At 67.6% G+C, this 13,151-nt stretch carries 14 protein-coding genes; 5 read left to right on the top strand and 9 right to left on the bottom strand.

What is annotated here, in order from left to right; translation table 11 throughout:
- Positions 1 to 13: 13 nt before the first annotated feature.
- The 3 genes from LXM88_RS25605 to LXM88_RS25595 are packed head-to-tail and all read right to left on the bottom strand — an operon-like array spanning position 14 to position 3,696.
- Complete coding sequence (locus LXM88_RS25605) at positions 14 to 697, bottom strand: Fe2+-dependent dioxygenase (RefSeq protein ID WP_262545352.1); 684 nt, start codon at positions 695 to 697, stop codon at positions 14 to 16.
- The gene (locus LXM88_RS25600) at positions 694 to 1,449 is read right to left on the bottom strand and encodes a tetratricopeptide repeat protein (protein ID WP_262545351.1); all 756 of its coding nucleotides are present in this window, start codon (positions 1,447 to 1,449) and stop codon (positions 694 to 696) included. The genes LXM88_RS25605 and LXM88_RS25600 overlap by 4 nt, the downstream gene beginning before the upstream one ends.
- 3 nt (positions 1,450 to 1,452) lie before the next feature.
- On the bottom strand, positions 1,453 to 3,696 hold the full coding sequence (locus LXM88_RS25595; protein WP_262545350.1) for a TonB-dependent receptor: 2,244 nt from the start codon (positions 3,694 to 3,696) through the stop codon (positions 1,453 to 1,455).
- A 311-nt stretch (positions 3,697 to 4,007) separates the two neighbouring features.
- Between LXM88_RS25595 and LXM88_RS25590 the strand changes: the two genes are divergently transcribed.
- Positions 4,008 to 4,247, top strand: a complete 240-nt coding sequence (locus tag LXM88_RS25590; RefSeq protein WP_034180974.1) for a FitA-like ribbon-helix-helix domain-containing protein — start codon at positions 4,008 to 4,010, stop codon at positions 4,245 to 4,247.
- Positions 4,244 to 4,663: a type II toxin-antitoxin system VapC family toxin gene (locus LXM88_RS25585; RefSeq protein WP_262545349.1), complete on the top strand. Its 420-nt coding sequence runs from the start codon at positions 4,244 to 4,246 to the stop codon at positions 4,661 to 4,663. Before LXM88_RS25590 ends, LXM88_RS25585 begins: the two co-directional genes overlap by 4 nt.
- 131 nt (positions 4,664 to 4,794) lie before the next feature.
- On the opposite strand, the gene LXM88_RS25580 is transcribed toward LXM88_RS25585, so the two are convergent.
- Positions 4,795 to 6,090 (bottom strand): aspartate carbamoyltransferase, encoded by a 1,296-nt coding sequence (locus tag LXM88_RS25580; RefSeq protein ID WP_262545348.1) that lies wholly within the window; start codon positions 6,088 to 6,090, stop codon positions 4,795 to 4,797.
- 233 nt (positions 6,091 to 6,323) lie between these two features.
- Here LXM88_RS25580 and LXM88_RS25575 point away from each other — a divergent pair, with 233 nt between their 5' ends.
- Positions 6,324 to 6,458, top strand: coding sequence for an entericidin A/B family lipoprotein (locus tag LXM88_RS25575; RefSeq protein WP_009688930.1), 135 nt, complete (start codon positions 6,324 to 6,326; stop codon positions 6,456 to 6,458).
- A 100-nt stretch (positions 6,459 to 6,558) separates the two neighbouring features.
- On the opposite strand, the gene LXM88_RS25570 is transcribed toward LXM88_RS25575, so the two are convergent.
- From LXM88_RS25570 to LXM88_RS25560, 3 genes are all read right to left on the bottom strand, one after another.
- Positions 6,559 to 7,131 carry a permease gene (locus tag LXM88_RS25570; RefSeq protein WP_262545343.1) on the bottom strand — a complete coding sequence of 191 codons (573 nt, stop codon included), beginning with the start codon at positions 7,129 to 7,131 and terminating at the stop codon, positions 6,559 to 6,561.
- Between the two features lie 205 nt (positions 7,132 to 7,336).
- Positions 7,337 to 8,296: a DMT family transporter gene (locus tag LXM88_RS25565; RefSeq protein WP_262545342.1), complete on the bottom strand. Its 960-nt coding sequence runs from the start codon at positions 8,294 to 8,296 to the stop codon at positions 7,337 to 7,339.
- Between the two features lie 245 nt (positions 8,297 to 8,541).
- On the bottom strand, positions 8,542 to 9,336 hold the full coding sequence (locus LXM88_RS25560) for an AraC family transcriptional regulator (protein WP_262545341.1): 795 nt from the start codon (positions 9,334 to 9,336) through the stop codon (positions 8,542 to 8,544).
- 170 nt (positions 9,337 to 9,506) lie between these two features.
- On the opposite strand from LXM88_RS25560, the gene LXM88_RS25555 reads away from it, so the two are divergent.
- On the top strand, positions 9,507 to 10,340 hold the full coding sequence (locus LXM88_RS25555) for a molybdenum cofactor biosynthesis F family protein (protein WP_262545340.1): 834 nt from the start codon (positions 9,507 to 9,509) through the stop codon (positions 10,338 to 10,340).
- Positions 10,337 to 11,146 carry an SDR family oxidoreductase gene (locus LXM88_RS25550; protein WP_262545339.1) on the top strand — a complete coding sequence of 270 codons (810 nt, stop codon included), beginning with the start codon at positions 10,337 to 10,339 and terminating at the stop codon, positions 11,144 to 11,146. The genes LXM88_RS25555 and LXM88_RS25550 overlap by 4 nt, the downstream gene beginning before the upstream one ends.
- 98 nt (positions 11,147 to 11,244) lie before the next feature.
- Here LXM88_RS25550 and LXM88_RS25545 read toward each other — a convergent pair whose 3' ends face one another.
- Both LXM88_RS25545 and LXM88_RS25540 read right to left on the bottom strand, forming a co-directional pair.
- Positions 11,245 to 11,937 (bottom strand): dihydrodipicolinate reductase C-terminal domain-containing protein, encoded by a 693-nt coding sequence (locus LXM88_RS25545; RefSeq protein ID WP_262545338.1) that lies wholly within the window; start codon positions 11,935 to 11,937, stop codon positions 11,245 to 11,247.
- 154 nt (positions 11,938 to 12,091) lie between these two features.
- Entirely contained in the window at positions 12,092 to 12,889 is a 798-nt protein-coding gene (locus tag LXM88_RS25540; protein WP_262545337.1) for a DUF4410 domain-containing protein, read from the bottom strand.
- Positions 12,890 to 13,151 lie beyond the last annotated feature (262 nt).

The raw sequence follows: 13,151 nt of genomic DNA, 5'->3' as shown, positions 1-13,151 counted from the left end.
CCCCCCACATAGCTCAGGTATCGGCCCACCGCCTCAGCAGGTTGTGATAGATCCCGGTGAGCGCGATCACGCCCGGGTCGCGCGCACCTTTGTCCGCAGAGAGCTGCTGAATCTGCGTATCGAGCTGAAACAGCAGCGTGCGGTCGCCATCGTCGCGCACCATGCTCTGGATCCAGAAGAACGACGCGACGCGCTCGCCGCGCGTAACGGGCGTCACCTGATGCAGGCTCGACGCGGGATACAGCACGAGATCGCCCGCCGGCAGCTTGGCGCGATGCACGCCGTACGTATCCTCGACACATAGCTCACCGCCGTCGTACGCATCGGGTTCTGCGAGAAACAGCGTCGCCGACAGATCGCTGCGCACGCGGAAATCCGTGCCGCGCAGCAGCCGGATCGCATTGTCGACGTGCGTGCCGAACGTCTCGCCGCCTTCATAGCGGTTGAACAGCGGCGGAAACACCTTGAGCGGCAGCGCCGCCGAAAAGAACAGCGGATGGCGCGCGAGCGCATCCTGGATCGCGTCGCCGACCGCGCGCGCAGTCGGCGAGCCCTCCGGCAATTGCCGGTTGCGTTTGGCAAGCGCCGACTGCGCGCCGGACGTCGCGTTGCCGTCGATCCATTCGGCTGCGTCGAGCAGGTCGCGGCATTGCGCGACCTGCTCCTTGGTCAATACGCCGGGGATATGAAGCATCATGATGCGGATTCCATTGCGTGCGGCGCCAGTTGCATCGCCGCCGAGCGAAACGCGTCGAGCGGCGACGACGCGAGATACGCGCGCATCTTCGCGATAAACGCTGGCGTTGCGGTGGCCGGCACGCGTGCGAGCCAGACGAGCGCGTCGTCGATGCGCCCGCGCTCGGCGAGCAGCCGCGCAAAGTTGAACTGGCCGCGGAAGTCGCCGGCAACGGCCGCGCGGCGATAGTGGTCGAACGCGGCGTCGGTGTCGACGGACACGACCCAGCCGTCTTCGTAGAAGCCGCCGATCAGGTTGATCGATTTCGCATGGCCGAGCGCGGCCGCGCGGCGGAACCAGTCGAGCGCGTCGGCGCGGTTCTCGTCGACGCCGTTGCCGAGCGCGAGCGCCGTCGCGTAGTTGTACATGCCCCAGTCGAGCCCCGCCTGCGCGGCGAGCCGGTACCAGTACACGGCGACCGGCGCGCACGCGGCCGTGCCCCAGCCGAATTCGTAGCAGCGGCCGAGCATGTTCATCGCCATCGGATGGCCGGCCCGCGCGGCGTGCCGGAACCAGTTGAACGCAGCGGCCGGATCGCGCGCGACGCCGTGCCCGTCGAGCAGGTACTGCCCGTAGACGGCCTGCGCGTCGACGATGCCGTTGTCGGCCGCCGCCGCGACCCACGCGGCGGCGCGCTCGGGCGGCCCGGCCAGGATGTCGGCGAACTCGCGCGGCGATACCGACGCGAGCGCCTTCAGCGACACGGCCTCCATCGATCAGTAGCGCGCGTTCAGCGTGACGAACGCCGAGCGGCCCGGTGCGATCGACGCATAGTGCGCCGGATACGCCTGATCGAAGTACGTGCGGTTGAACAGGTTGTTCACGTTCAGCTGCAGGTCGAGCTTCTTGTTGATCCGGTACTGCGCCATTGCATCGAAACGCCAGTACGACGGCACGGCGCGCAGGTTCGCGGGATCGCCGAATACTTCCGACATGTAGAACGCGCCGCCGCCGACCGTGAACTTCGGCGTCACGTCGTAGTTCGACCACATCGTGAGGCTGTGCTTCGGGGTGTTCGGGAAGCGGTTGCCGTTGTTCGCCGCGTCCTTGCCGTTGTCGCGCAGCGCGCTCTTCATGTACGTGTAGCCGCCGAACACCTGCCACTGCTTCGTGATCTGGCCCGCGACGCCAAGTTCGAGACCTTGCACGCGCTTGTTGCCGACCATCGCGTACTGGTTGTTCGGCAGCGTCACGCGCGCGTTCGTCGTGTCGATCTGGAACAGTGCAGCGGTGAGCGACAGCTTGTCGTTCAGCACGTTCCACTTCGTGCCGAGCTCGATGCTGCGGTTCTTCTCGGGCGCCATCTGATCGGCGTTCGGACCGACGCCGCCGCGGCCCGGCGTGAGCGACTGCGTTTCGCTGCCTTCGCCGAGCAGCATGCCGGCCGGCGTCGACGACGTCGCATACGACGCGTAGATGCTGCCGTTCTGCGCGGGCTTGAACACGAGGCCGGCTTGCCAGTTCACGAGCGTGTCGTCGCGCGTATAGGTTTTACCGCCGTTGGCCTTGGTGTCGGTGAAGCGGGTCGAGTAGTCGTCGACGCGCACGCCGGCATTGACCTGCCAGCGCGGCGTGATCTCGATCGTGTCGAAGCCGTAGATCGATTTCGTCGTGGTGCGCGCATGCGCGTAGTCGTTGTTGCGCGTGATCGAGCCGGCCCACGGATCGTTCGGGTTCGGCGACCACAGGCTCGTGCAGTTGTAGCCCGACGCCGCGCCGATGCCTTTCTGGCAGACCTTTCCGTTATCCGTTGCGACGTTGTACGAATCGCGCTTGCCCCATTCGCGCGTCAGCTCGATGCCGGTCGTGAGGCTGTGCTTGAACGGGCCCGTACGGAATTCGCCGAACAGCTCGGTCAGGTTCGCGAGGCTGTTGATCGAGCTGTTGCGGTTGTTGTTGCGGCGCCAGACCTTGCCGTTCACCACGTTGCCCTGGCTGTCGTCAGGCTGCGTCCAGATGTAGTCCTGCGTCGATTCCGTGTAACGCGTTGTGTTGCGGATTGTCAGCGACGACGTGATGTCGTGCTCGATCTTGATCGTGCTGATGTCCGACGTGGTCTTGCGGAAGTCGCGGTCGATCAGGCCGTAGAAGTTGTGGCGATCGACGGGCGCCGGATAGATCGTGCCGACGTTCGCGGGCTTGTTCGACGTCGTGTAGAAGTACGGGATGCCGCCGTCGGGCATGTCGTCGGTCGACAGGTGGTAGTAGCTCGCGGTCACGCGCGTCGGCGTGCCGAGGCCGAACGCGATCGACGGCGCGACGCCCCAGCGCTCGTTGTTGACGGCGTCGCGGCCGGCGACGTCGTTGTTGTGGCTCATCAGGTTCAGGCGGAACGCGGCGTGATCGGCGAACTGCCAGTTGCCGTCGGCCGTGAAGCGGCGATAGCGGTCGGTGCCGAGGCCGGCGCTCGCGCTGGCCGTCGTGCCGAGGTGCGGGGCTTTGGTGATCAGGTTGATGCTGCCGCCGGCGCCGCCGCGGCCGCCGTATGCGCCGTCGGAACCCTTGGTGATCTCGACGCGTTCGGTGTTGAAGATCTCGCGTGTCGTGGCGCCCGTGTCGCGCATGCCGTCGACGAACATGCTGCCCTGCGTGTCGTAGCCGCGGATGAACGGACGGTCGCCGAGCGGGTTGCCGCCTTCGCCGGCGCCGAACGTGATGCCGGGCACGGTGCGCAGCGCTTCGGTCAGCGTCGACGCGCCGCTGTTCCGGATCAGTTCCTGCGGGATCACGGTGACGGATTTCGGCGTGTCGACGAGCGGCGCGGTGAATTTCGCGGAAGCGGAAAAGTCGGCCTTGTAGCTGTGCTCGGTCTTGCCCTGGACCTCGATCGGCGCGAGATGGCCTTCGGTGCTGGACGGGGGCGGCGGCGGCGTGCCGTCGGCGAATGCAGGGCTCGCGGCGAGCACGCTGCACAGGGTGGTGAATTTGCCGAGCTTCAGCTCGTCGGAACGGGACTTCATGGTGCGCTTCGACCTCGCGATGTGGCCCCGGAGGCTGGGTGCTACGGAAAAGTGCACACCGCCGGGAATTATTACGATTTGTTTTCAGCCGGCATTCTATGTAATTTCTTGTTGAATGAGAAGCGTTCGTGTTCGCGTTTGTAGGGAGATTGTTGACGAATGTTACGGGGTGGTTGGGCGGGGAAGATTGGCCAAATGGCCAGATGTGACGGGCTTGTCGGGCCGGGTAGAGTGGCTGTGTCGTGATTTACTCGGTATGACAGCAAGGTGCTAATATGACTGCATTGAAAGCAAATATAGTGAGGCGCATCATGCCGGTGATCACCGTTCGAAATTTGCCCGATGAAGTGCATCGCGCACTTCGTATTCGCGCGGCCCAGCACGGGCGCAGCACCGAAGCCGAGGTGCGTGACATTCTCGAGCAGGCCGTCCTGCCAGGCGGGCGGCTCAAGCTGGGAACGTTGCTGGCGGAAATCGGGCGGGAGGCTGGGGGAGTCGATTTCGACGTCCAGCGCGACAAGACGTCAACCGATCCGATGAGCTTCGAATGATCCTTGTTGATACGAATGTCATTTCCGAACCGCTGCGACGCGAGCCGAGCGCAGCCGTGATCGAGTGGCTCGATGCCCAGAACGTCGAGACGCTGTTTCTTGCCGCGATCAGTCTCGCGGAGATACGATTCGGCGTGGCTGTAATGCCGGAAGGGCGCAGGCGCGAGTGGCTGCATCGAAGCATCGAACAGCGTGTCGTGCCATTGTTTCGAGGTCGGATCCTGCCGTTCGACGATGCGGCGAGCAAAGCGTATGCGAGCGTTCGGGCGCGGGCCCGTGTCGCAGGTAATGCGATCGCGCCTGTCGATGGTTTTATCGCCGCCACGGCCGACGCGAACGGCCTGATCGTGGCCACGCGCGACGTCGCGCCGTTCGAGGCGGTGGGGCTTCGCGTGATCGATCCGTGGGCGCGGTAGCGCCCGGTTGCCGGCGTCCATAAACAGCGCCGAAATTGAAAACGCGCCGTGCAACACGGCGCGTTCTGCGTCAGGCATGCGCGCCCGGCCCATGAAACGATGGCAGGCGAGCGCGAGATCTCCGGTGCGGCTCAATCGACCCCGTGAAACACCGCGTCCTCCGGCCCGAGGTATGCGGGCGGGCGCCACGTCGCGTCGCGCATCGAATGCTGCACGAGGTTTTCGACGCCGAGCAGCACCGCGAAGATCGCCATCCGCACCGGAATGCCGTTGTCGGTCTGCCGGAAGATCGCGAGGCGCGGGTCGCGGTTCAGGTCGACCGACAGGTCGTTCGCGCCCGGCCGGCTGTCGCGCGGCAGCGGATGCATGATCAGCGTGTCGGGTTTGCAGACCGAGTCGACGAGCGCCTGGTTGATCTGGAAATCCGGCGTGTAACCTTCGAACGATTCGTCAGTGAAGCGCTCCTTCTGGATCCGCGTCGCGTAGACGACGTCCGCGCCGCGCAGCCCGGCCGCGAGGTCGGTCGTCTGCTCGATCACATGGCCGTTCGTCGAGATCTGGTCGATGATGTAGGCCGGCATCTCGAGCATCGGCGGCGACACGAGCGTGAACTTGAGCCCGCGGTACAGCGCGAGCAGCTTGACGAGCGAGTGCACGGTGCGGCCGTACTTGAGATCGCCGACCAGCGCGATGTGCGCGCCGTCGACGATCTTGCCGAGCCGCGAGAACTCGCGCTGGATCGTATAGAGATCGAGCAGCGCCTGGCTCGGGTGCTCGCCGGGGCCGTCGCCGCCATTGATCACGGGCAGGTTGGTCGCACGCGCGAACTCGGCCACCGAGCCTTTCTCCGGGTGGCGGATCACGAGCGCGTCGACGTAGCCGGCCATCACGCGGCTCGTGTCGTAGATCGATTCGCCCTTGGCCATCGACGAGAACGTGAAGCCCGTCGTGTCGCACACCGAGCCGCCGAGCCGGCAGAACGCCGCGCCGAACGACACGCGCGTGCGCGTGCTGGCCTCGAAGAACAGGTTGCCGAGCACGGCGCCTTCCAGCACGCGCGAAATCTTGTGGCGCCGCGCGATCGGCTGCATCACGTCGGCCACGCGGAACAGCGCTTCGACCGACTCCCGCGAGAACTGGTCGACCGACAGCAGCTGCGGCTTGCCTTCGAACAGGAACTGCTTCGCGAGCCCCTGGTTGTCTACGCTTTGCGTATAGCCTCCGCCTTCCGGTGCCGAACGCTCGACGATTTCCGATACGAAGCGCTCGACGATCTCGGGCATCCCGCGCGATTCCTGCGAATCGTCGGGCAGTAGCCACGTATCCAGTGCGCGCCGGCTGACGCCGATGCGATTGGCGAACGCTTCGCGGGTCATGTTGAGGCGGCGCATCGCGTCGCGGAGGAAGGCTTGCTGGGGAACGGTCATCGGCGGCTCCTGACGGAAAATATACGCGGTGCGTATATTAGTTCGTGGCGCAGTGAAGTCAAGGAAAATCTGTGCGAACGGGCCGTGCGGCGCGTGTGACACTCGACGGGCTCGCACTGGCGCGCGGCGTCCGTCTCCGTATAATCAGGTCAGGCCCCGCGCCCTGCATCGGCAGGACGCCAAGCCGCAAACGATTCGCCCGGTCGGGCTTGTTGATTCGAAGGAGATCGAGAATGACGCGTACGATTGCTGCAATGCTGCTGGTTGTGACCGCCGCGCTCGCCGGTTGCAATACGGTCGCCGGCATGGGCCAGGATATTTCGAAGGGCGGCCAGGCGATCAGCGATACGGCCGAAAAGGCCAAGTAAGGCGACCGGTTCCGGAATGCAGGAGGCGCCGGGCCGTTCCGCGATTGCGGAGCGGCCCGGCGCCTTTTTTTGGGGCGACGTCGTGTTGACGTTTGCGGCGTCAGGCGTGTTCCACGAACGCGTAGCGGCCTTCGACCTTGCGCGGCGTGAACCAGCCGTAGTCGGGGAACATCCGGTTGCGCACGAACCAGACGTAGCCCACCAGCACCAGCGTGACCGCGAGGCCCGGCAGCGCGGTCGACGGATCGCGTCCGAGCTCGGCGACGGTCTTCGGCAACTGCAGCAGCGACAGCAGGATGAACGCGTGGTACGCGCCGACGCGATGCGTCGCGAAGCCCCAGATGAACAGCAGCGACAGCGGCACGGTCAGCGCGAGGAACACCACGACGAGGCCGTTGCCGAGCGCGCCCGACGCGCCAAGGTCGCCGGCGGCGGCGGAGAAGTAATACGCGAGCATGAGGCTGATCGCCAGCTGGAGGGTGCCGAGCGCGATCAGGATCCAGGTATGCACCTTGTTCTTGCGACAGCGTTCCGGATCGGGCCGCGACGCGATCAGGCTTGCGATCACGCGATCCTTGAGCCCCTGCCCGGACAGCTCGGCCAGCACGTCGGCCTTCCTCGTTCCCGCGGACAGCAGCACCGCGATTCTTGTTTTGGCTTCCTTCCTGTTCATTGCGTGGCGGAGTGTTGTTGGTTGTCGAAGGGTCCGGCCACGGGAATATTGCATCTCGCACGGTGGTGCGCAACGGTTTTGCGGCGCGCGGACACATTCCTACAACTGTCGGCGGTGCGTGAACGCAGGAGCAGGGAGCGGCCGGCCGTGCGCTCGGAACGAGCGCTCCGCGTTTTTGCAACAACATGTGCGACGCGGGCTCGGATCAGTCGGCGGCGATGTGCGCCGACGGCTCGGCACCGGCGGGCGGTACCGGCCGCGCATCGCGCAGTTGCGCGGGCGGTTCGCGCCGCCGCGTCGCGCCGACGAGCATGCCCGCGACGACGAGCGCGATGCCGGCGATACGCGTGCCGGTCAGTGTTTCGCCGAACAGCGCGATCGCGAACAGCACGGCCGAGACCGGCGCGACCGCCGTGAACAGCGCGGCCTCGGTGCCGCTCGTGCGCGCGGAGCCCGCATACCAGCACAGGTAGCCGAGCACGGTCGGCACCAGCGCGTAGTAGGCGATCGCCGACACGGCGCCGACGGTCCAGCCGGTCGCCACCGCGCGCCATTCGAACACGGCCGGCACGAGGGCGAGCACGAAGCCGAGACCCGACATCGCGGTGGACAGCGCAAGCGGCGGCAACGGCGTGGCAAGGCGCCGGTTGAGCAGGATGAAGACGGCTTCGCACGCGACGGCAGCCAGCACCAGCGCATCGCCGGCAAGCGTCTGGAGCGACGGCATCGTCCGGCCGGGCGCGAACGTGACGAACAGGACGCCTGCCGTGGCGAGCGCGGCGGCCAGCCAGTCGCGCGGCGTCTGCCGCTCGCGCAGCACGACGGCCGCGATCAGCGTCGACATCGCCGGCAGCGTGCCGAGCATCACGCCCGCATCGAGCGGCGACGACAGCTTCGTGCCGCTGATCAGCAGCACCGTATAGCCGACGCCGCCCGCCGCGGCCTGGATGACCAGCAGCACGGCGTCGCGCGCGGCAATGCGCGGCCAGCGCATGCGCTGCGCGCGCATCAGCGCGAACAGCAGCGGTGTCGCGATCAGGAAGCGCAGCGCGGTAGCCGCGAACGGCGGCAGGCCGCCGGCCGCGAGACGGCTCGCGATGACGGTGCTGCCGACGCCCGCCATCGCGGCGGCCAGATAGAGATAGCCAATCAGTCGTGTCTTCATGCGCCGCATCGTCGCGTACGGCGGCGGTGTGCGTCTTGAACGAAATTGCAGCGGGCGCGTGGGGGAAGAGGGCGGTGCGTGGGGCCGCCTTGCGAGCGTGCGTGAGTGTTGGCGGAAGCCGAAGCCGAAGCCGAAGCCGTAGCCGAAGCCGTAGCCGTAGCCGTAGCTGCGGCCGCAGCAGCGTCAGCCATCGCCATCGACGCGGGACCCGCCCTCGATCGCGTTGCGCGAGGACGCCACCGGCGTCAACCGGCCTGCGTAAACCGCCCTGGCGTGATCCCGAACTGGCGCGCGAATGCGCGTGTCAGGTGGCTCTGGTCGGCGAAACCGGCTTCTGCGGCGGCATCCGCGATCGGCAGGCCGCCGGCGAGCAGTGCGCGCGCCAACCGCGCGCGCGACTGGATCAGGTACGCGTGCGGCGTGATGCCGAGTTCGCGTGCAAATCCGCGCAACAACTGGAACCGGCTCACGCCGCTCAGGTCGGCCAGTTCGGCGAGCGAAACCGGCGCGGCTGGCGCCGCGTCGAGCCGTTCGCGCGCGACACGGATCGCCGGTGCGACGCCCGCCGCCGGCAGCGCGCGGTTCGCGTGCCGGGCGAGCAAGCCCGCCACGAGCATCACGAGCGCCTCGTCGCCGGCAAGCGGCTGGGTTTCTCCGGCGACGATGCGCGCATGCAACCGGCCGACGGCGGCGGCAAGCCGCACATCGCGCACCGCCGGATGCGCAAGCTCGACGCCGCCGAGGCCTTCTTCCGCCGCGACGCCCGCGACCAGCGCGGGCGCGAGGTACAGCATCCGCCAGCGCCGGCCCGTGCCGGCATCGATCGGCGAGCCGTCGTGCATTTCGCCCGGGTTGACCATGATCGCGTCGCCGGCCAGCGCGTCGACCTGCCCGCGGCCGCTCCACGACCGGTGCGCACCGCTGACGATCACGCCGACCCCGAATTCGTCGTGCGCGTGGCGCGGAAACGCGCGGTCGGATTCGAGGCTGATCGCCTCGATGCCTTCGCCGGTCCGTCGGTAGTGGGTGACACGGTGCATGTGCGCTCCTCGCGCCGGGCGCGGCGCGGATGACGTGCACTTTAGCGCGTTCCGGCGCCGCGCGCCCTTCATCCTTTTGGCCGATACCGCGCGGCGCGCGCAGCCCGCACCATGTGCACATGAGCAGCGTACACGGCCCGCGGGGCCTGAAGCTGCGCGGGAGACGGCAGGTGGAACGACAGGATCCGGTATTCATTCAGGTTGGCGCGCTCGCGGACGGCTTCGCGCCGGAAGCGAACATCCTTGCACCCGTCGACGCGCTCGCCGGGCGTACGCTGGTGCTCGGCGATGCATCGGGCGCGTGGCGCGTCTATACGTTCGAGCCGGGCGCGCTGCAGTGGCGCGATGCGGCGACCGACACGGGCGGCCGCGAGCCGTGCCGCGTGACGCGGCTGCGCGACGGGCTGTACTTCGTCGACTACATCGACACGACCGTCCGCGCGACGTCGGTCAGTCTCGTGATCGATCTCGACAACGGCGTATGGACGTCGGTCGTCGGCACGCTGCCGACCGAAGCCGACACGCGCATCGACGCGTTCACGCGCGTCGCGCACGGGCTGCCGCTGACGGCCGTCGATGCGACGTTCCGGCACGGCACGCTCGGCGGTCACGCACAGCCGGGGCCGCTGCACGCGCCGACGCGCGAGCTGATCGGCAAGCGGACGATGTACCGCTACAGCCCGACCGAATGCTACGAGCACATCTACCTGAACGAGAACTTCTACGCGTGGCAGTGCCTGCAGGGCGTCGAAGGCGGGCTGGCCGACGTGGACCGCTGCCATTACTTCAGGATTGCAGACGAGCTGTATCTGTTCGTGTGGCGTGAAAAGGTGGTGCCGACGCTCGGCGTCGTGCTGATCGATCTCGCGCAACGCAAGACCGACGGCAAGATCTTTGGTTACCAGGACGGCGATTTCGGCACGCTGTCGAATTTCCAGATCGGCGCTCATGCGCAGGTGCTGAACGAAACCGTGTATCCGCTCGGCGGAGAGGCACTGCGATGAATGCGGTGCCGGGCAGTGGCCGGCTGCGTGCGGATTTCAGCGGGCGCGTCGTGCTCGTCACGGGCGCCGCGCAAGGGATCGGTGCGGCGATCGCGCGCCGTTTCTCGGAATCCGACGCGTTCGTCGCGCTCGCCGATCTGAACGGCGAGGCCGCCGCCGCGCAGGCCGATGCGCTCGCCAGCGCGGGCGGCGAGGCGCGTGCGTATCGGGTGGATGCCGGCAGCCGCGACGAACTGCTCGCGCTGGTCGCGGCGGTCGAGCGCGACGGCGGCCGGCTCGATGTCGTCGTCCACAATGCCGCGTATTTTCCGCTGACACCGTTCGCGCAGATCGACGAGCCGACGCTCCAACGGACGCTGTCGGTCAACCTGTCGGCGCTGTTCTGGCTCGCGCAGGCCGCGTTGCCCGCATTCGAGCGCGCGGGAGCCGGGCGGCTGCTCGTCACGTCGTCGGTGACGGGGCCGCGTGTCGTGTATCCGGGCCTCGCGCACTACGCGGCGTCGAAGGCCGGCGTGAACGGCTTCATTCGCGCGGCGGCGCTGGAGCTGGCGCGCCGCAACGTGACGGTCAACGGCGTCGAGCCGGGGATGATACGCACGCCGGCGGCCGGCAATCTCGGCGACGCGGCGGTCGCGGCGCAGATTGCCCGCGACATTCCGCTCGCGCGGATGGGCGAGCCGGAGGACATCGCGAACGCGATGCTGTTTCTCGCATCGGCCGACGCTGCGTACATCACGGGGCAGACGATCGTCGTCGACGGCGGCGCGACCTTGCCGGAAAGCGGGGCGGTGCTGGGAGACGTGTGACGTGGGCGTCGAACCTGTGTCAGATGTGGCTGCGGCGCGATCGCGGCCGGCAGGTTCCCGCGGCGGCGCTGTCGCAGGCCCGCCGCGCGTCGCCGCGACTACAGCCAGCCGTTGCGGATGAACTCGACGATCGAGTAGCGGCGGTTCTCGAGATCGTGCTGCCGGACGGCCTCGACGATGCGCGACACGCCATCCGCATAGGGCGTCGCGCCGTACACGCGCGATTCGAACTGCAGGCAGCACGCGCCGTCGTCGATGCGTATCCGGTGAACCGCATGGCGGCCGAGCTGATCGTCGGGGATCGCGAATTCGCTGCGCTGCACGTCCGGGTCGCGCACGGAGCGGATGTCTTCCGGCCGTACGCCGAGCGACTGGCCGATGCCGACGGCCGTGCCGGGGACGGACGTCTTGCCTGCCTGATGCGACTCCGTCAGGCTGATTTCGCAGTCACGAAACAGGTGGCCGCTGGTTTCCAGCATGCTCATGAACTTCAGCATCAGGATGTTCGTGTTCGGACAGAGCACGACCGGAAAGCCGTGCGATCCGGTTTCGAGGTCGGAGCCGGTGGACAGTTCGACGAGCGGCGACGCAGTGGCCTCGCAGAACGCGATTACGGCGGGGAGTTCGCGGCCGGAACCGGCATGCACGACGATCGATCGGGCGTCGCTACGTCGGGCGTCGGTTGGTGCGCTGTCCGACCACGACATCACGCGACAGGTTGCCGGGTCGAGCTTGTGCGAGCCGAGCAGCTCATTGGCCAGCTTGCCGGTTCCAACGACGAGTACTTGCATGGGAATGACGGGTTGAGGTTCAGGATTCGATACGGGATCGGCGTGGGCGTCGGGTAGCCCGGCACGGTCGCGGTGTGCGCCGGGACGGCCTCGCGCATTATGCCCGGCCGCCCGCATGTGCGCCTGACTGCCGCGCATGGGCAGCCGCGGCGTGTCAGCTTGCCGAAGCCGAAGCCGAAGCCGAAGCCGACGCCATCGGCAACCAGGCATTCGCGGTGTTCTGCGCAGCAAGCTGCTTTGCGATCGAGCGCGCGAGCCGTTCGGTATCGGACGCCACCGTGTCGTGCTTCGCCTCCGACACGCCGTGCAGGCCGGCGCCGACCGCCGCCGACGTCGCGAGGCGGCCGGCCGCCGCGCCGACCCCGGCGGTTTCCACCATGCCGGGCAGGTGGCCGCTGTTCGCGCTGACGGAGAACGTGGCGAGCGGCTGCGGTATGCCGTGGGCCGGCCGGAACAGTACGGTCACCGATGCGCCCACTTCGCTCTTGCCCGCGCCGAGCCCGATCAGGATGCGGCGGCGGCGGTTGCCGGCGTCGATCGTCTCGAACCGGCCCTGGACGACCAGCGCGTCGCGGTCGTTCGGCACCGGGCCGTCGGCGCGCAGCGCGGGCATGCCTTGTGACCGGAGTTCGCGCACGAGCGCGTCGGCGAGTTGCGCGCGGGTCTTCAGCGCGCTCTGCTCGCGCTGCACGTCGGCGGACGAGCCGCTCGCGAGCGTCGCGAGCTTGTTGATCATCCCGCCGTCGACCTTCACGTCGGTCGCGGCCACGTCGAACATGGACACATAGACGACGTCCGCATGAACCTGCGGCAGCGTGCGTGCTGCGGGCGCCGAGGTCGTGGACGTGGTCGCGTTCGATGCGCAGCCGGTCATCGCGAGCGCGCCGGCGATCAGCGCGGCACTGGTCAGATGTTTGGCGTGGGTGGTAAGTGCATGAAGGGAAGTGAACAAGTCGATCTCCGTTGCCTGGATGAAGTTGCCGATACTGTCGCGGCATTCAGGAACGCGAACGATCGGAAGCGGGGCGTGGACGCGGCCGGGAGAGCGGTTTCTTGCCGTTGCGCAACACGCAGGCGCAAGTATGCGGAGAGGAAGCGAGGTACGCCACGCAGGAATTATGTCGGCGCATGCCACGCGCCGGCGCGTGCGGCCATCAAGCAGTCAAGCAGAAAACCAGCGAAGCAGTCGGGCCATCGGGCCCTCAAGCGTCGAG

The organism is Burkholderia sp. S-53 (genome assembly GCF_025560745.1).
GTDB lineage: Bacteria > Pseudomonadota > Gammaproteobacteria > Burkholderiales > Burkholderiaceae > Burkholderia > Burkholderia pyrrocinia.
This window is presented reverse-complemented; position numbering and strand designations above follow the sequence as displayed.